The 18,621-nt window shown below is 45.9% G+C and carries 19 protein-coding genes; 7 read left to right on the top strand and 12 right to left on the bottom strand.

Annotated elements, in window-relative coordinates; genetic code table 11:
• From ureC to ureG, 4 genes are read left to right on the top strand one after another with little or no spacing between them, the layout of a single operon-like run.
• Complete coding sequence (gene ureC, locus KDJ85_RS03295; RefSeq protein ID WP_225818464.1) at window positions 1-1,704, top strand: urease subunit alpha; 1,704 nt, start codon at window positions 1-3, stop codon at window positions 1,702-1,704.
• 22 nt (window positions 1,705-1,726) lie between these two features.
• Window positions 1,727-2,212: an urease accessory protein UreE gene (ureE, locus tag KDJ85_RS03300; protein WP_225818465.1), complete on the top strand. Its 486-nt coding sequence runs from the start codon at window positions 1,727-1,729 to the stop codon at window positions 2,210-2,212.
• A gap of 21 nt (window positions 2,213-2,233) precedes the next feature.
• On the top strand, window positions 2,234-2,899 hold the full coding sequence (locus tag KDJ85_RS03305; protein ID WP_225818466.1) for an urease accessory protein UreF: 666 nt from the start codon (window positions 2,234-2,236) through the stop codon (window positions 2,897-2,899).
• Window positions 2,900-2,910: 11 nt separating this feature from the next.
• On the top strand, window positions 2,911-3,528 hold the full coding sequence (gene ureG, locus KDJ85_RS03310) for an urease accessory protein UreG (protein WP_004908472.1): 618 nt from the start codon (window positions 2,911-2,913) through the stop codon (window positions 3,526-3,528).
• A 44-nt stretch (window positions 3,529-3,572) separates the two neighbouring features.
• Here ureG and hypE read toward each other — a convergent pair whose 3' ends face one another.
• The 12 genes from hypE to hypF form a co-directional block, all read right to left on the bottom strand.
• On the bottom strand, window positions 3,573-4,598 hold the full coding sequence (hypE, locus tag KDJ85_RS03315) for a hydrogenase expression/formation protein HypE (RefSeq protein ID WP_225818467.1): 1,026 nt from the start codon (window positions 4,596-4,598) through the stop codon (window positions 3,573-3,575).
• Window positions 4,599-5,711, bottom strand: a complete 1,113-nt coding sequence (gene hypD / locus KDJ85_RS03320; RefSeq protein WP_225818468.1) for a hydrogenase formation protein HypD — start codon at window positions 5,709-5,711, stop codon at window positions 4,599-4,601.
• Window positions 5,695-5,991: a hydrogenase maturation factor HybG gene (gene hybG, locus KDJ85_RS03325; protein ID WP_225818679.1), complete on the bottom strand. Its 297-nt coding sequence runs from the start codon at window positions 5,989-5,991 to the stop codon at window positions 5,695-5,697. The genes hypD and hybG overlap by 17 nt, the downstream gene beginning before the upstream one ends.
• The gene (hypB, locus tag KDJ85_RS03330) at window positions 5,982-7,061 is read right to left on the bottom strand and encodes a hydrogenase nickel incorporation protein HypB (RefSeq protein ID WP_225818469.1); all 1,080 of its coding nucleotides are present in this window, start codon (window positions 7,059-7,061) and stop codon (window positions 5,982-5,984) included. The genes hybG and hypB overlap by 10 nt, the downstream gene beginning before the upstream one ends.
• Window positions 7,062-7,150: 89 nt before the next feature.
• On the bottom strand, window positions 7,151-7,492 hold the full coding sequence (gene hypA, locus KDJ85_RS03335; RefSeq protein ID WP_225818470.1) for a hydrogenase maturation nickel metallochaperone HypA: 342 nt from the start codon (window positions 7,490-7,492) through the stop codon (window positions 7,151-7,153).
• Complete coding sequence (gene hybE, locus KDJ85_RS03340) at window positions 7,492-7,977, bottom strand: hydrogenase-2 assembly chaperone (protein WP_225818471.1); 486 nt, start codon at window positions 7,975-7,977, stop codon at window positions 7,492-7,494. Before hybE ends, hypA begins: the two co-directional genes overlap by 1 nt.
• On the bottom strand, window positions 7,970-8,464 hold the full coding sequence (locus tag KDJ85_RS03345) for a HyaD/HybD family hydrogenase maturation endopeptidase (RefSeq protein WP_225818472.1): 495 nt from the start codon (window positions 8,462-8,464) through the stop codon (window positions 7,970-7,972). The genes hybE and KDJ85_RS03345 overlap by 8 nt, the downstream gene beginning before the upstream one ends.
• The gene (gene hybC / locus KDJ85_RS03350; protein WP_225818473.1) at window positions 8,464-10,167 is read right to left on the bottom strand and encodes a hydrogenase 2 large subunit; all 1,704 of its coding nucleotides are present in this window, start codon (window positions 10,165-10,167) and stop codon (window positions 8,464-8,466) included. Before hybC ends, KDJ85_RS03345 begins: the two co-directional genes overlap by 1 nt.
• A complete protein-coding gene (gene hybB, locus KDJ85_RS03355) occupies window positions 10,164-11,351 on the bottom strand; it encodes a Ni/Fe-hydrogenase cytochrome b subunit (protein ID WP_225818474.1) in 1,188 nt (395 codons plus the stop codon). The genes hybC and hybB overlap by 4 nt, the downstream gene beginning before the upstream one ends.
• Entirely contained in the window at window positions 11,335-12,321 is a 987-nt protein-coding gene (hybA, locus tag KDJ85_RS03360) for a hydrogenase 2 operon protein HybA (RefSeq protein WP_225818475.1), read from the bottom strand. Before hybA ends, hybB begins: the two co-directional genes overlap by 17 nt.
• Before the next feature lie 2 nt (window positions 12,322-12,323).
• Window positions 12,324-13,442, bottom strand: a complete 1,119-nt coding sequence (hybO, locus tag KDJ85_RS03365; RefSeq protein WP_206083631.1) for a hydrogenase 2 small subunit — start codon at window positions 13,440-13,442, stop codon at window positions 12,324-12,326.
• A 605-nt stretch (window positions 13,443-14,047) separates the two neighbouring features.
• Entirely contained in the window at window positions 14,048-16,324 is a 2,277-nt protein-coding gene (gene hypF, locus KDJ85_RS03370; protein ID WP_225818476.1) for a carbamoyltransferase HypF, read from the bottom strand.
• A gap of 460 nt (window positions 16,325-16,784) precedes the next feature.
• Between hypF and KDJ85_RS03375 the strand changes: the two genes are divergently transcribed.
• The 3 genes from KDJ85_RS03375 to KDJ85_RS03385 all read left to right on the top strand — a co-directional run bounded on the left by KDJ85_RS03375 (window position 16,785) and on the right by KDJ85_RS03385 (window position 18,606).
• The gene (locus KDJ85_RS03375) at window positions 16,785-17,714 is read left to right on the top strand and encodes an MBL fold metallo-hydrolase (RefSeq protein WP_225818477.1); all 930 of its coding nucleotides are present in this window, start codon (window positions 16,785-16,787) and stop codon (window positions 17,712-17,714) included.
• 266 nt (window positions 17,715-17,980) lie between these two features.
• Window positions 17,981-18,295 carry a Rieske (2Fe-2S) protein gene (locus KDJ85_RS03380; protein ID WP_225818478.1) on the top strand — a complete coding sequence of 105 codons (315 nt, stop codon included), beginning with the start codon at window positions 17,981-17,983 and terminating at the stop codon, window positions 18,293-18,295.
• A 2-nt stretch (window positions 18,296-18,297) separates the two neighbouring features.
• Window positions 18,298-18,606 carry a recombinase-like helix-turn-helix domain-containing protein gene (locus tag KDJ85_RS03385; protein WP_225818479.1) on the top strand — a complete coding sequence of 103 codons (309 nt, stop codon included), beginning with the start codon at window positions 18,298-18,300 and terminating at the stop codon, window positions 18,604-18,606.
• Window positions 18,607-18,621: the final 15 nt, after the last annotated feature.

Consider the following 18,621-nt stretch of genomic DNA (forward strand, 5'->3'; position numbering starts at 1 on the left):
ATGAAAACCATCTCACGGCAAGCGTATGCGGATATGTTTGGGCCAACCCAAGGCGACCGTGTACGCCTAGCAGATACAGAACTGTTTTTAGAAATTGAAAAAGACTTCACCACCTATGGGGAAGAAGTCAAATTTGGTGGCGGTAAAGTCATTCGCGACGGCATGGGGCAAAGCCAAGTCACCAGCGATAAATGTGTTGATGTGCTGATCACTAACGCTATTATTTTAGACCATTGGGGCATTGTTAAAGCTGATATCGGTATCAAAAATGGCCGTATTGCAGGTATTGGTAAAGCGGGTAACCCTGATGTACAGCCGAATGTGGATATCGTAGTCGGCCCTGGTACAGAAGTCGTCGCGGGTGAAGGCAAAATTGTCACCGCAGGTGGTGTCGATACCCATATTCATTTTATTTGCCCACAGCAAGCTGAAGAAGGCTTAGTTTCTGGTGTCACCACCTTTATTGGTGGCGGGACAGGCCCTGTCGCGGGTACTAACGCCACAACGGTCACACCAGGTATTTGGAATATGTACCGCATGTTAGAGGCCGTGGACGAGCTGCCAATTAACGTGGGGCTATTTGGTAAAGGGTGTGTGAGCCAGCCTGAAGCCATTCGTGAGCAAGTTACCGCAGGCGCAATTGGCCTGAAAATTCACGAAGACTGGGGCGCAACCCCGATGGCAATCCACAACTGCTTGAATGTTGCCGATGAAATGGACGTGCAAGTGGCAATTCACTCCGACACCTTAAACGAAGGCGGCTTCTACGAAGAAACAGTAAAAGCCATCGGCGGTCGTGTGATCCACGTATTCCATACCGAGGGAGCCGGTGGCGGCCATGCTCCTGACGTGATCAAATCCGTAGGGGAACCGAATATTTTACCTGCCTCAACCAACCCGACAATGCCGTACACCATTAATACAGTGGACGAACATTTGGATATGTTGATGGTGTGTCATCACCTTGACCCGTCCATTCCTGAGGATGTGGCCTTTGCTGAGTCACGTATTCGCCGTGAAACCATTGCCGCAGAAGACATTTTGCATGATATGGGCGCAATTTCCGTGATGTCCTCCGATTCCCAAGCCATGGGGCGCGTTGGCGAAGTGATTATGCGCACATGGCAATGTGCCCACAAAATGAAATTACAACGCGGCATAATGGAAGGCGATACCCCAGACAGCGATAACAACCGTATTAAGCGCTACGTGGCGAAATACACGATAAACCCTGCGTTAGCCCATGGTATTGCTCATGAAGTAGGGTCGATAGAGAAAGGCAAATTAGCCGATATTATCCTGTGGGACCCCGCCTTTTTTGGCATAAAACCTGCGCTTATCATGAAAGGTGGCCTTGTGGCGTATGCGCCAATGGGGGATATCAACGCCGCCATTCCAACGCCGCAACCTGTGCATTACCGCCCAATGTATGGGGCGCTCGGTAAAGCAAAGTACCAAACCTCGATGATTTTTATGTCAAAAGCAGGGATTGAGGCGGGAGTGCCCGAAAAGCTTGGCTTACAAAGCTTAATCGGCCGTGTTGAGGGTTGCCGCAATATCAGTAAGGCCTCAATGGTGCACAACAGCTATGTGCCGCATATTGAGCTAGACCCTCAAACCTATATTGTTAAAGCCGATGGCGTGCCGCTGGTGTGTGAACCAGCCACTGAATTGCCAATGGCACAACGTTACTTTTTATTCTGACCCCTGATTAAGAAGCCTGAAAATGAAAAAATTTATTCACGTCGTTCCACCAGAACAACAAACAGGCACTGAATTGTCCCTGTGCTTAACCATGGACGAACGTACCAAAAGCCGCTTAAAAGTCACCTTAAGTGATGGGCAAGATGCAGGGTTATTTTTACCCCGCGGCACCATTTTAAAGGAAGGGGATATTTTAGCGACAGAAGACGGTGAACGAGTTACGGTTATCGCGGCAAAAGAGCAAGTTTCCACCGTTTACAGCGATGACCCTCTGTTACTTGCACGGGTTTGCTACCACTTAGGTAACCGCCATGTCCCTCTGCAAATTGAAGCAGGCTGGTGCCGTTATTTTCACGACCATGTTTTAGACGATATGGCACGTGGATTAGGCGCAACGGTCAGCGTGGGTCTTGAAAAATACCAACCTGAGCCGGGCGCTTACGGCGGTTCATCGGGTGGTCATCATCACCACCACCATGACCACGATGATCACCATCACCACCACTAATCAGATTCAGGGAGTGTATCGATGCTAGCGGATTTGCGTTTATACCAATTAGTCAGCCCGTCCTTACCTGTGGGGTCATTTACCTATTCCCAAGGGCTAGAGTGGGCGATTGAAAAAGGTTGGGTGACAACGCCAGACACCCTCGCCAATTGGCTAACAGCACAAATGACCCACGCAATCGCAACATTGGAACTCCCTGTTCTGCGGCAAATTCACGCCAATCTTGCACGCTCTGATTGGCAGCAAGTGACTTATTGGTGTGACTTTATTATTGCCAGCCGTGAAACCAAAGAGCTTCGCCAAGAAGAGCGCCAGCGAGGCATTGCCTTTGCCCGTTTGCTCCCCCAACTGGCGATTGAGCTTGATACCACGGCATCAGTGTGCGTGAAAAAAACACAATTAATGGCTTTTGCCCTTGCCGCCACGCATTGGGATATTGACGTTGAAAAGCTGTGCACCGCCTACGCGTGGGGCTGGCTTGAAAACACCGTGATGTCTGGCGTGAAATTAATTCCACTGGGTCAAAGTGCAGGACAGCATATTTTGTTTACTCTTGCCGAACGTATTCCTGAGATTGTGGCGCAATCTGCCACATGGCCAGTTGACGATATCGGCAGTTTTACCCCTGCACAAATCATTGCCAGCAGTCGGCATGAAACCCAATACACTCGACTTTTCCGTTCATGAGAAAACACACAATGCAAGAATATAACCAACCCCTGCGAATTGGTGTCGGTGGCCCTGTTGGTTCAGGGAAAACCGCCCTATTAGAAGTTTTATGTAAAGCGATGCGCGATACCTACCAAATTGCCGTCGTGACCAATGATATCTATACCCAAGAAGATGCCAAGATCCTCACCCGTGCTGAAGCATTAGATGCTGACCGCATTATTGGTGTGGAAACAGGCGGCTGCCCGCACACTGCTATTCGTGAAGATGCCTCCATGAATCTTGCGGCGGTTGAAGAGCTGGCAATGCGCCACAAAAATCTGGATATCGTGTTTGTGGAAAGCGGTGGTGATAACCTGAGCGCCACATTCAGCCCAGAACTGGCGGACTTAACCATTTATGTTATCGACGTCGCAGAAGGCGAAAAAATCCCACGTAAAGGCGGCCCAGGGATCACCCATTCTGATTTACTGGTGATCAATAAAATCGACCTTGCCCCGTATGTCGGTGCCTCTTTAGAAGTAATGGAAGCAGACACTGCCAGAATGCGCCCTGTGAAACCCTATGTTTTCACTAACTTAAAGAAAAAAGTCGGCTTAGAAACCATTATCGAGTTTATTATCGATAAAGGCATGTTAAGGCGTTAATCAATTAAATTCCCCTATCGGTTTTAGCCAATAGGGGGATAACATCAACAAATGCGTGGTAATGGTTCACTGTGCGGTAAATCTAATAACCTTGATGTCCCGAAGATCCCAACTAATTTGACTTGTTTTTGCTCTGTCACACAACCAATCGTAGTGGCACTTTGGCCTAATGGATGGTTGCGTAATGCGGCTAACACTGCGCTTTCCGCTTCGGGTTTTACCACAATCACTAATTTACCTTCATTAGCAAAGTTAAGCGGTTCAAGACCAAGCAATTCACATACCCCCCTGACTGCAGACGTAACAGGTAAATCGACCTCATTGATGGCCATTCCGCAGCCGCTTGCCTGTGCAAACTCATGCAAAATCGCGGTCACACCGCCGCGTGTGGCATCCCGCAATGCACGCACGCCCTCAATATTACGTAGTGGTTCAATTAATGGCGTCAATACCGCACAATCGCTGCTAAGCTGCGCTTCTAAACCAAGCTGCTCGCGCAGGTTTAAAATGGTTGCACCGTGGTCGCCTAACGTACCGCTGACGATCACTTTGTCACCCGCTTGAATTTGCTGAGCTCCCCACTGAATTTCGCTTGGGATAACCCCGATACCTGCTGTGTTGATAAACACTTTATCCGCAGCACCGCGCTGCACCACTTTGGTGTCACCCGTGACAATCTGCACCCCAGCCGCTGCAGCCGTTGCTGCCATTGATTCGACGATGGTGGCGAGTTCGGCTAACGGAAAACCTTCCTCTAAAATAAACCCACAAGACAGATACTTAGGGACTGCACCACTGACAGCAACATCATTCACCGTACCGCAAACCGCTAATTTACCGATATTTCCACCTGGGAAAAAAACTGGGTCAATCACATAGCTGTCGGTGCTGAACGCAAGGCGATCCCCTAACGTGGTGAGTTCCGCCAACGAAAGTCGTGCTTGGTCTTCGCGCTCATTCAACGCTTGGTTAGCGAATGCTTTTAAAAATAGTTGTTCAATTAACTGTTGCATGGCTTGCCCACCGCTGCCGTGGGCCATCAATACCACATTGTTCGCATCAGTGCTCATTTATGCCTCCCGACGATATTGATAATAAGCCGCACAAGCCCCTTCCGAAGATACCATTAAGGCACCAAAAGCGGTTTGTGGTGTACAACGTGTACCAAATAGTGGGCATTCATTGGGTTTACAGCGCCCCGTCAACACATCGCCACACCGTGCTTGCGGGTCATCCGCCACTTGATGTGGTTGTACGTGAAAACGACGTTCGGCGTCAAAGGATTGATAAGCGGCACTGAGCTGTACCCCCGAGCCTGCAATTTCCCCTAAACCACGCCATTCGCTGGTTTCTTTCAACTCAAACACCTCATCTAATGCCTTGAGTGCTAACGTGTTGCCTTGGTCAGCGACAATGCGCTTATATTGGTTTTCCACCTCACAACGTCCATCCGCTATCTGATTCACTAGCATAGATATAGACTGCAAAATATCCAACGGTTCGAACCCCGTTACCACCAGCGGTTTATGGAAATCTTCGGTAATGAACTGGTAAGGATGTGCCCCAATCACCATACTGACATGCCCCGGCGCTAAAAAGCCGTCGATACGCACATCTGGCTGTTCTAATAGGCTTTTTAAAGTTGGGATGATGGTGATATGTTGGCAAAATACCGTGAAATTGTTCAGTTGGCGGCGTTTAGCTTGTTGCAAGGTAATCGCCGTACTTGGCATCGTAGTTTCAAACCCCAAACCAAAGAAAACAATTTGTTTGTCAGGGTGTTGCTCTGCTATCCCGAGGGCATCCAAAGGAGAATAGACAATCCGCACATCCGCGCCACGGCGTTTGGCATCAAGCAAAGAGCCATTTTTGCCGGGAACACGCATCGCATCTCCATAGGTACAAAAAATCACATTCGGCTGCTCTGCAATTTCTATACAGCCATCAATGCGCCCCATCGGTAACACACAAACAGGGCAACCTGGCCCATGGACAAATTCGATTTCTGGCGGTAAAAGTTGGTCGATACCAAATTTAAAAATAGCATGGGTGTGCCCACCACACACTTCCATTAACTGCAATGGACGCTGCTTAGCCCGTGGAATTTCATTCACACGTTGGCGAATATTCGTCAATAACACTTTTGCTAAAGCAGGGTCACGAAATTCATCGACGTACTGCATCTGTCGCCCCTGCATTTAAACCACTAAAATCGCCAACCTCGTGGTCAAGCTGGCTCATCGCCGCTAAGGCGTCTAATGTCGACTGCGCTTCTTCTTCGTTGATGATACTCATGGCAAAGCCCACGTGAACCAGCACCCATTGACCCAATAATTCGCGGGTTTCCCCCTCACAAATCAGGCCAATGTTAACGTCCCGCTTCACACCACAGACATCCACTTGTGCCAGTTGGTGGATATCCTCCCCCACTGACACGATTTTTCCTGGAATGCCTAAGCACATAGCTGAGTCTCCAACCATGCTAACCATGCGTCCATACCATCCCCTTGTGTTGCAGAAACCTTAATCACTTGGATGTTTGGATTGATGTGTTTGGCATTAGCAATGCAGGCGTCCACGTCAAAATGCAGGTACGGTAGTAAGTCGATTTTATTGAGCAACATAATGTCTGCCGCGGCAAACATATGCGGGTATTTTAAGGGTTTGTCTTCCCCTTCGGTCACGGACAAAACAGCCACTTTGTGGCGCTCGCCTAAATCAAAGCTTGCAGGGCACACTAGGTTTCCCACATTTTCGATGAATAACAAGCTGTTATCATCTAAACCTAAGCGTGAGACCGCATCGTGTATCATCTGCGCATCCAAGTGGCAGCCTTTACCTGTGTTCACTTGAATAGCAGGTACCCCCGTTTCGCGAATACGCTGGGCATCGTTGGTGGTTTGTTGGTCGCCTTCCACCACCGCACAATTGATTTTATCGCGCAAGCGAAGCAAGGTTTCCGTTAATAAGGTGGTTTTCCCAGAACCTGGGCTAGAAACGAGATTTAACGCTAAAATATTTTTTTCTGCAAATGCCTCACGGTTATGTTCCGCTAAGTGATTGTTTTTATCTAAAACGTCCATCTCAATTTGCAGCATACGTTTTTGGCTGATCCCTGGCGCATGTGTGCCAGCTTCACCCTGTCCGTAATCCAAATCATGGTGTTCACCCACAGGTTTAAAGCTATTTTCCGCCATGGCGTAAACGTGTTTATGCTTATGTTTGTGTTTCTGTTTTTTGGCTTTACCCTCAATAGGTGCGGGGTCATATTGATGATAGTGATTATGCACATCGCCTTGATGGTAATAGTGGTGATGAATAATGACGGTTTGGCCTTGGTTTTCATGATCATGATGGTCGTGATCGTGGTGGTGATCGTGTCCATGATGATGGTCATGTGCATGTTCATGATCGTGATGATGATCATGGCCGTGATGGTGGTCATGGTCGTGATGATGGTCATGGTGATGATGACTGTGCTCATCACCCTCGATTCTGCGCTCTCCCGATGCGCATCCACACGTACTACACATAAATTTCACTCCCAACCGCTAAATAGTTAAATTAGATTAATACATAATCAAAATCGCAAGGTTGATACACCTCAAAGTCACTTTGAAAACTATTCGACTTCTAATTCTTTAATGCGCAAGCTATCGCCACTTTCTACGTTTAAATTCAGACTTTGGCATTGTGGGCAAACAGACTGATGGCTATCAATTTCCACCATTTCACTGCAATCCCAGCACCACGCTTGTGCGGGGCGATGCACTACATGCAATTGGCAACCTTGCGCGACAGTACCGCGACAGGCGATATCAAAACAAAAGCGAAATGCGCTTTCTTCAACACAGGAAAGCGCCCCTATTTCTAACCAAACTGCCGTGACTTTCTTCACGGCATTTCGCTTGGCTTGTTCTTCAATAATCTCAAGTGTGCTTTGGCACAATGAAACTTCATGCATTATGCCTCCTTCAAGTGACGCGCAAATAACGCGCGGCGCGCTGGCGACTGCGGCACATTTGGGTCACTCACTGGCAGCGACAACAAAATACGGCGGCAATCATCCGCAAGGTGAATACCTTGCTCAGGACTCAAGCTTTTATCTAATGGCGACATCAATGAACAGGCAAAATATTGTGTTAGTCCGTCAAGTTCTCCAACGGTATAGGTCATTTCCCCATAAGGTAAAATCAAGCCAATTTTGTCGCCGACAGTACGCTGCTCCCAATACTGGTCAGGCCCAGGTAAAATGAGGGCGCTGAGCATCCACGGGGTGATAACCGCACCAACCCATTGATTTTCAAACAAAGCAAACTCACTGGCATAGACCGGCATCGCGGGGTGGAGGAAAGACAAATCGTGCATCGATTGCTCCGCCACCCGTTGAAATGCGGCCTCAACGAGAGTTCGTGGGTTACTTTGATAACCTTTAATGTCATCAGGCATGTAAACGCTCTTCTTTTGCCGTAATTTCCAAACCTTCACTGCGCAGCACATCTACCACTTTTTGCAACGCAGGCTCTAACGCCGCTTGCCCTATTGCGGTTAAACCGATGTGCGGCTCTAAGGACTCAGGTACGACGCCCACTAAGGTCAAACGCTGAGGAAATTCATCCGTTAAATGCAGAGCAGATAACACATCAGATAATCCTAGCTGATGAGGGGAAATTTTACGGGTAAACAACGCAGGCACCTCATCATCACGTAGCACTAATAGCGAGCCAGGTTGCTGGCTCGATAACACCACATCCGCAATGATTAAGTGGTCACGGGAGGCCATTGGGCCGATCAATTCCATTCCCGCGGTACCGCCATCGAGAACTTCCACACATTCAGGCAAGTGATAGCGTTCTTCCAACGCTTCAACAATGCGCACGCCAATCCCTTCATCGCTCAGCAAAATATTGCCAACGCCTAAGACTAAAATTCGCATTACAACACCTTAACCTTAGTGACTTCCCCACCTTCAGGATCCACAATGTGCACCGCACAAGACATGCAAGGGTCAAATGAGTGGATGGTTCTCACTACCTCAAGTGGTTTAGTTGGGTCAGCAACAGGCGTTCCTACCAACGCTTGCTCGTAAGGGCCTGGTTCGTCATTGAAATTACGTGGGCCAGAGTTCCATGTAGAGGGCACAACAGCCTGATAGTTTTCAATTTTACCGTCTTTAATGACCACCCAATGCGATAGCAAGCCACGCGGCACTTCCCCAAAACCCACGCCTTTAATCGTTGCGTTTTCTGGGAAGTTTGGTTTTACAAAGGTAGTAAAGTCGCCCTTACCAATATTATCCACCAGCGCTTGCCACTGAATTGACAGTGTTTCATTCAGAACACAGCAACGCACGCTGCGACCAATAATACGGCCTAATGTAGAGTGCAGCTGATCGATACCAATGCTGTTACCCGTCAATGTTTGATACAGGTTCACCACATCGTTAAAGTGTTTTTCCGTTGGCTCGTGTTTTGCCGCCAGTTTGCACAGTAAGTCCGCTAATGGCCCCACTTCGACGGTTTTGTCATAGAAGGTTGGCGCTTTCACCCATGAATATTTACCGTCATCGTCCCAACCAGTGTAGTTAGGGTTTGTGGTGCCTTCCCACGGTGCTTGTGGCTCGTTTTCTTTGTACCACGCGTGTTTGCTACTTTCTTTGATACCGTTGATCAAATACTCGTCCATGTGACTGGTAATTGGGCGATAGGTACTGAAATCACTGTTTTCGAGATAGCCACCCGGCAATAAGAAACTGCCATTTTTGCCGTCCATCGGCATTTCAGGCATACACATGTAATGCTTCGCCCCTTGGCCGACTTCTAACCATTCTGGGTAACCCGCTGCAATCACTGCTGCATCGATTTTGTATACTTGCTCGATAAAATCCCCTAAACGGTCGATAAAAGATTTCACATACATCAAGCGTTCAAGGTTAAGAACCCCCACCCCATCAAGGTTGATAGGGTTCGCAACACCGCCCACCGCAAGGTTTTGGATATGTGGTGTTTTTCCCCCTAACAGGGCCACAATGCGGTTAGCATCCCGCTGACATTCAAGGGCTTGCAGATAGTGCGCGACCGCAATCAAGTTCACTTCAGGCGACAATTTCATCGCTGGGTGCCCCCAGTAACCGTTCGCAAAAATCCCTAATTGCCCGCTCGCCACCAGTTTTTTGATTTTGTCTTGTACGCGGGTAAATTCTTCTGCGCTATTGAGTGGCCATGTGGAAACCCCTTTGAGGATTTCTGCCGCTTTATTTGGGTCTGCATTTAACGCAGAGGTGATATCTACCCAATCAAGCGCCGACAATTGATAAAAATGGACAATATGGTCTTGAATGGTATGCGCCGCTAAAATCATATTACGGATGTACTGCGCGTTAACAGGCACATCAATATTCAAAGCGCTTTCAATGGTACGTACAGATACAATGCCGTGAACAGTGGTACAAACCCCACAAATACGCTGCATGATCATCCATGCGTCACGAGGGTCTTTCCCTTTGACAATTTCTTCCATGCCGCGCCACATAGTGCCTGAAGCCCAAGCCTTGGTGACTTTTCCATCTTCAATTTCACAATCAATGCGTAAGTGACCTTCGATACGAGTGACTGGATCTATTGTTATACGTTGGCTCATGCTTTACCTCGGGCCTCTGAATGGCTCATCGTTGTTTTTTTCAATGCTGGAATAACGGGTAGTAGGCGGATCAGCAAGATATACGCGCAGACCTCAATTGCCACAAAACCCATTGAAATTAAAAGTTCTTCTGATGTTGGGAAGTAGTCGTAACCGCCCCCAGGATTAAACGCGACAAGGGAATAGCTCATCCGCCACATTGCCGCCCCGATTAACATGCTTAATCCGCTGATATATAACCAACGCGAATCATTTCGTAGTGATGGCATGCGGAAAATAATTAATGGGATCACCATTAACACGGTTTCTATCCAGAACATCATGGCGTAGAAGTCGCCATTAAAGATGTGGTGCAGTTTTTCGCGATAAATTAACTCGCCAAATCGACACACAAGGAACAATACCAAGAGCACTTGCAGAATTTGCGTTAACCGCACAAATAGCGGCCGCTCATCTGCCCCTTGCCCCTTTAAGGCAGCTTGCAGCAATGAGCCTTCGAAAATGACAATCGAGAAACCCATAATAAATGCGGTCAACAACGAGAGCAGCGGCAACATTTCATAACTTTGCCAAATTGGATGTACCTTGTATCCCGCTGAAATCATTAACGATCCCATTGAGGATTGGTGCATCATTGGCAACAGTGCCCCTAATGCGATGATAAAAAACATCACTTTATTCAAGCGTTTCAATGAGACTTTCCAGCCAAAACGCTCACACAAGGCTGGGGCAAATTCTAATGCCATCACGCCGATGTAAATCGTCATACATACGGCAGTTTCGAACAGTACCGAATTGGTGTTGAAGAAACCTGGGATATAAAAATACGGTAAGTTCCAATAACGCCCCACGTCGATAGTGATGGATAAACCACCGAGCGAATAGCCGAATAAGCTGGCAAGTAATGCAGGACGAACCAGCGGATGATATTCCCCGCGGTTAAACACATACACCGCCCAAGCCAGTGCCCAGCCACCACAAGCAAATCCCGTTCCTATCAGCAAGTCAAAAGCAATCCAAATCCCCCACGGATAACCGCCGTTAAGGTCAGAAACCGAACCTAGGCCGAAAACCAAACGTTTGATAATCAGAATGACGCAAAGCAACACCAATGGCCCAAAGACCATAATTGGCCAACTGACTAAACGCCCACCTAACGGCTTTTCTTTATGATGCGTCGTCATTTGAGTCATCTCCTTCGTGTTTGTCATTCTTGGTATTGCGATACACCAAGAAGCTCAACCCTGCTAGCGCCGCTAACGGCAACACCATGCCTTTGTATAGCGTGTGTTGAACATATTCAGAGCGCGCACCTGTCGAAAGCTGCTCCAATTCAGGCAAGCCAAGGTGTTGATATGGCACGCCTGAGAGCACAATGACCTGCGTTCCACCGCCTTCAAGCTCGCCATACACATGGTTTTCATACTTCGGCACTTTGATGACATTTGGGTCATTGCTATGCAAGGTTTGACGTGGAAAGCCGTATTCATCGCCCACTTTGAGAGTTAAGCGTTTTTTCGCTTCAGCGAGTAACTCTTCCCGCGTACCGAAAATCACGGCACCAGTTGGGCACACTTCCACACAGCCAGGTAAACCGCCTTTGTCTAGACGCTCAACGCCTTTTTGATTACATAGCTCGCACTTATGGATAGCCCCAAACTTATCATCGTAAGCATATTTTGGAATGTTGAACGGACACGCCACCATGCAGTAGCGGCAACCCGTACACACACTTGCATCATAATGAACGATGCCCGTTTTCGGGTCTTTTTTCAGTGCTTGAACAGGGCAAACAGAGACACAATTTGGGTCAACGCAATGCATACACTGCTTTTTAATGTAGGCGTAGCCGTCTTTTTCCTGATCTTTATTCACCCCAGTGCCGCTGCTCCAGACCTGAATAATGTTATTGGTGTATGGGGTAAGCTTGTCGTTGTTCGACCATGTTTGCGCCCCGACTGGGTTACGCTCTGGGTGGTTGATATCTTGGCATTTTGTCACACAGGCCTGGCACCCAACACACAAAGTTGAGTCGTACAGCATGCCAAGGGAGTTTGGAATTGGCGGTCGGTTTTCCGCTCCCGCCAAGCTTGGTGAGCTGCCCGCAAGGAGCGCTCCCCCTGCGGAGAGTTTAAGAAAATTTCGTCTATTCACGGTTATTCTCCCCGTGAGTCATGGTCTTGCTGGCGTTTTTGGCGACCTAATTCACGTACCGCCATCACACTCACCCCAGCGACTAACCCCACAACACCACCAATTAAGCCAACGGCGGTTGATGATATTTGCCCGCCTTCACGGTTATTTAAATCAGGTTTATCCGCCCGTGGCGTTGGGTTTTCCACACTCGCAAGTTGGTGAATCGCTTTGTGGAAGCCAACATTTTCTTCGTTACAGCCATAACAAGGGTGGCCAATCGCCACAGGCCATACACCGCCAACATCGCAGAACTGCAATGTTGAACAGTTACCGTAAGTTTCAGGGCCCTTACAGCCTAAGTGATATAAACACCAGCCTTCACGGTGACCATCATCGCCAAACTCTTTGGCAAAACGGCCTGCGTCAAAATGAGGGCGGCGCTCGCAGTGCTCGTGAATCAATCGGCCATAAGCAAACATTGGACGGTTTTTGCTGTCCAGTGCTGGCGGGCGATTAAACGTAATTAAGTGGGCAACGGTCGCAAGGAAGTTATGTGGATTTGGCGGGCAACCTGGGATATTAATCACTGGTTTATCTTTGATAACTTGGTTTAGCCCAACTGCGCCCGTTGGGTTATCGCCCGCCGCTGCAACACCGCCCCAAGAGGCACAAGAACCGATTGCAATCACGGCAGCGGCATGTTCAGCCACTTCACGGATATGCTCAACAATTGGTTTCCCTGCAACCATGCAGTAAATACCATTGTCTTTCAGCGGGATAGAACCATCGACGACAAGAACATATTTTCCTTTGTATTTTTCTATCGCATTATGCTTATTCTGTTCAACTTGTTCACCAAAAGCGGCAGATAACACCTCATGGTATTCCAGTGAAATTGTATCCAGAATTAAGTTTTCGAGGGTTGGGTGGGTAGAACACAGCAGGGACTCGGTACAACCCGTACATTCTTGTGCGCCAATCCAGATGACAGGCGGACGAGCAGGGTCGCTAATAGATTCAGCAATTTGGGCCGCTGCTTTCCCGCTTAGCCCCATCGTTGCTGCCAACGCTGTACATAACTTCATAAAATCACGGCGGTTAATACCGTGAGGAGAATTAATAGAGTTATCTCCTATCATTCTTTTTTCCTATTATTATGGGTGGCTTAGAACCTATTCATTAAACAAATTTCGTTGATTATCTTTGCGTTAGAGATGCCACAAAACCCGACGTGCTAAATACGCTTACGCCTTACGCTTGTATCATTGCAATTCAAATTGACAACAAAACTGAGCTTAATGAAATAAATTCTTATTTAAGTAACCTGGTGCATATATATAAAATAGGATCCTATTCCTACCGATTTTTAATCACTTGATCTTCATCAAGAGGAAATAAGAAATTTTATCTTTTTTATATATTTGTTAGAAAAATCGATTCAGTTACTGGAAGATAAAAGTGATGTATTAAATAGAATTCAATCATTTATTATTCAATAATGCGCTATGCATCACATTAATTTAAATATAAATTTCATTAATTATCATTGAGATATAGAAAATCATTATTTGCTTATCATTTAATTAAACGAAATTAGAGTATTATTAATAACCAATCCATTAATATAATTACAAATTATCTAAATAAGAATCAATATCAAAAAAAGAATATTTTAATTAAGAATTAAAATATACAAAAATCAGCCTAATATACTTTCTAAAGACATCACAATATTCCTCATAGGCTAACCCTTTAATTTTGCTGAGGCTATCGCCACTTGCCCTAATGCCAATCCACCATCCCCCATCGGGAACTGCCTTGCCGTTAATACCTCAAATTCATTTAAATTATTCATTAATAAATTTCGTAATAATTTATTGTGCATCACCCCCCCTGATAGCACGATTGTCTTAATGCCATATTGCTGGGCAGATGCTTTCGCAAGCTGCGCAAACCCATTTGCTAACGCAATATGAAACGCATGGGCACGTTGTGCTTTCGGCGCTTGGTAAGCACCCCATTCACGCCAAAACGTTGCTAAATCAAGGTGTTGATTAATTAATGGCATCGTCACTGGGTGTGTCATAACCTCAGAGTTCATCGCCAGCGCTTCAAGTTGGCACGCCGCTTCACCTTCCCAACTGGTTTGTGCCGTACAAATACCAAGGGCAGCAGCAACAGCATCAAATAACCGCCCCGCGGAAGACGCTGTTGGGCAATTGAGCCCCCGTTCAATAGCCTTTTCCAGTCCTTGCCAAGGGAGTTCAAGAAGTTGAATTGCATCTGGTTGCTGTTGCCAGTTGGGAACAAACTGTAACCAGTGAGCCAATAAATTACGCCAAGGTTGCCTTGCCGCCATTTCGCCTCCGGGCAATGCAACCGCAGGCAATCCACCTAAATATTGACTGGATGAATAATCCACTAGTAAACATTCCCCACCCCAGAGACGTTGGTCATCACCAAAACCTAACCCATCAAGTGCTAAACCAATCACCTTATCTGTATTTCTTGGCAAACCATGCTCCACCATTACGGCTGCAATATGGGCGTGATGGTGCTGAACGTGCACAAAGGGAATATCCAACTGCGCAGATAGTTGCTTAGCAAAGCGATGGCTGACATAGTTTGGGTGCATATCCCCAACCAATACCGTTGGGGTAAAACGGTAAATTGACTTAAACAAATCAATCGAACTTTGGTATTGCTCAAAAATATCTAAGTCGTCCAAATCCCCAAGGTGCTGGCTTAATACCGCGCTTTTATCGCGCAGTAAACAGAACGTATTTTTCAGGTCAGCCCCTAACCCTAATATAGAGGGTGAGTTTTCAAACCCTTCAGGTAAATCTACAGAATCGGGTACATAGCCACGAGCACGACGTAACATTTCGGCCTGACCTTGGTGAAAACGAACTAAAGAATCATCAGCACGTTGTACGATATCTCGGTTATGTGTCAGGTAAAAATCGGCGATATTAGCTAAATCATTGAACGCACTTTGCTCCGTAAGTACAGGGGGCTTCCCTGAGGCATTTCCTGAAGTCATGATTAATGGTTTTTTTACCTCAGCCATCAATAAATGCTGTAAGGGGTTTGAAGGCAGCATCACCCCTAACTCAGTTAAATATGGAGCAACGAACTGGCTTAACCCACTATTTTTCCACTGCTTGATTAAAACGATCGGCGCTGCGGGGCTTTTTAACAACGAGGCTAGCCCATCACTCACACTCACCCCTTGGTTTTTTAACCAATCTAAAGACGGGATCATCACCGCAAAGGGTTTTGTTGGGCGATGTTTACGCATGCGTAGCGCTTGCACTGCATGGTCATCCGTTGCATCGCAAGCAAGATGAAAGCCGCCTAACCCCTTGATGGCAATAATTTTACCTGCAAGTAAATATTGCGATGCCGATGTTAACGCCCCTTCCTTCTCCGCTACCGTCAGCCCAAAAGCATCACTGAGCTTAATTTCGGGGCCACATACAGCACATGCATTGGGCTGCGCATGAAAACGCCTATCCGCGGGGGATTGATATTCCACCAAACACTCAGGACATAACGGGAAATCAGCCATCGCGGTATTTGGGCGATCATAAGGCATATGGCGAATAATCGTAAAGCGCGGCCCGCAATGAGTACAGTTGGTGAACGGGTAATGAAAACGGCGATTTTTCGGGTCAAAAAGTTCTTGCTGGCAAGCATCACAGGTTGCCGCATCGGGGATCACTTGCGTATCCATTTTCCCTTCGCCACTACGGCGAATGGTAAACTCATCGGGTAAAACATCCCATTGAAAAGATTGTGATTGAATACTCTCTATATGCGCCAAAGGAGGGCAATGTTGTTGTAATAATTGGCTAAATTTAGTGATATCTGCATTTGCAAGTAGGCGGATAAGCACCCCTTCACCATCATTACAGACATCTCCATGCAATTGCTGCTGATGTGCCAACTGCCAAACATAGGGACGAAAACCCACCCCTTGTACTTTACCTTTAACCCGAAGCTGTATTCCGTTGCTCACTTGCACACCCTCTTATTTCAATAGAAGGTATTTTCCCGCTAACAGCTTCAAAAAACTTCACGTGAGATCAAAAAAAGGTGGGATACACATAAGAAAATATGGGGAATTACATCGCTAAATTCGCTGATTCATTATATTCCCAATAACTCTAATTAATAAAACTTAATAAACTCATTCCTATTAGTTTTTAAATCTAATTTAAATTGCATTATTAAATAAACTCTCTTTTTTAATTAAATAATAAAGTCAGTTTATATAACCGTAGAATTTCAATATCACCTAATTCACTGTTATTAATAAGTTAAATAAAAAAATTTATAATTAATCCTAAAGAACGATAGTCACACCATCCAAACAAAAGTAAGCTCATTCATATGTTAACAATTTATCAACATATAGATTTTAATTATAATTATTCAATACCAGTGTAAATTCATTAATAATAAAAAGAGGTGCTATTTTGAAAATCAAACCACTGTTTATCTCTCTATCTCTCGCGGCGGCATTATTCGGTTCAAGTTCTTTAGCAAATGCCGATGAAATTATTACCCTTGGAACAAAAGGTGGGCCATCCATATTAAGTGAAACTCGCTTGCCGCAATCGACCGCATTTATTAAAGGGGATAAAACCTATCTTTTTGATGCAGGATACGGCGCAACTTTGCGCTTAGTTCAATCGAAAGCTCCGCTAAAAAATATCGACTCAATTTTTATTACTCACCTGCACAGTGACCACGTTGCCGATTACCCTGCGTTATTATTGAATGCATGGAACAGTGGGCTAAACCACCCTGTGACGGTGTATGGTCCAGTGGGTACAGAGAGCATGACCAAAGGTGTTTGGGACACCTTTAAGCGCGATATTGATTTACGTATTAAAGATGAAGGCAAACCTGATTTACGTAATATGGTCACTGCCAAAGATATTTCTGAAGGTGTTATTGTTGATAAAGACGGTGTGAAAATCAGTGCGTTGTTTGTGCCACATCCCCCTTTTAATTCCGATGAAGCCCTAGCCTATAAAATCCAGTCAGAGGGAAAAACTATCGTTATCACAGGTGATATGATTGATAATAAACAAATTATTGAATTTGCCAAAGATGCCGACCTTTTAATCAGTGAAGTTGTGCTGGTTTCTGGCGTTGAAAACTTAGCAAACCGAATTGGCAATGGCTCGACCCTTGCAAAAGCGATTATTTCCCATCACACCACCGCAGAAGAGGTCGGTAAAATCGCGAAGGAAGCCAATGTAAAACATTTGGTACTCACCCACCTTGTTCCCGCAGATGACCCATCGATTACCGATGAAGTTTGGATCAAAGAGGTTAGAAAGCAATACTCTGGCCCTGTTACCGTCAGTAAAGACTTACAACGGTTTGAATTAAAATAATGTAACCAAAATAGCCACAGACTACCTTGTGGCTATAATTGGCTCTGATATTAACTCCCACAATCGCTGATAAACCCCCTTCTGTTTCTTATATGAAACTAAACAACGCAATAAGCTCGACACACTCCACATTTTGAAACGAATATTTTACATATAGTCAACATTCGATTGACTATTAATCACCCCTACATTTAATCTGGTTTTAAATAATAAACAACGTTTCGTATATGAAACAAAATGTTACTGCGTATTAAGAGGAGAAAAAAATGAGCTGGATTGCTGTGTGCGATGTTTCACAAGTTCAAGAAGAATTTCCCTTTTCAGCCAAAGTTAATGACAACGAAATCGGTATTTTTTTGGTTGAAGACCAATATTACGCTTTAGAAGATGTATGTCCTCACGCTTATGCCCTACTCAGCCAAGGGTTTGTTGAAGATGGAAAAGTTGAGTGTCCCCTACATGAAGCCATCTTTGATATCAAAACAGGAAAATGTCTGCGAGAACCGGGTGGTCGAGATTTAAAAACCTATCAAACCCGCATTCATGAAAACCAAATCGAAATTAGCTTAATTGAGGAGTAAACATGGAACCGATTCGAAATATTAATCCTTACCTCCCCGCAAATAACCAAATTATTCCTGCACGAGAAGGTGGAAAAGGGAGTATTCAAGCACCTGGAAGTGCACCAAATATTGTCTGGCAAACACGATCGCGCCTTCCTGATGAATACGAAACAGCGCTGATCGCCGCATTAGAAAATTTATTTGCATCAGGAACAGAAACTCTCGAAGCCCTCGTTGAAGCTTTAAACCAACAACAATTATTTGACCGACAAGGTCATGCATGGACACCAAGCAGTTTCCGCGAATTTTTGCTCGTTAATGGATATTAGTACTTTGTAATTTAT

This window comes from Providencia vermicola, assembly GCF_020381325.1.
GTDB classification, from domain to species: domain Bacteria; phylum Pseudomonadota; class Gammaproteobacteria; order Enterobacterales; family Enterobacteriaceae; genus Providencia; species Providencia vermicola.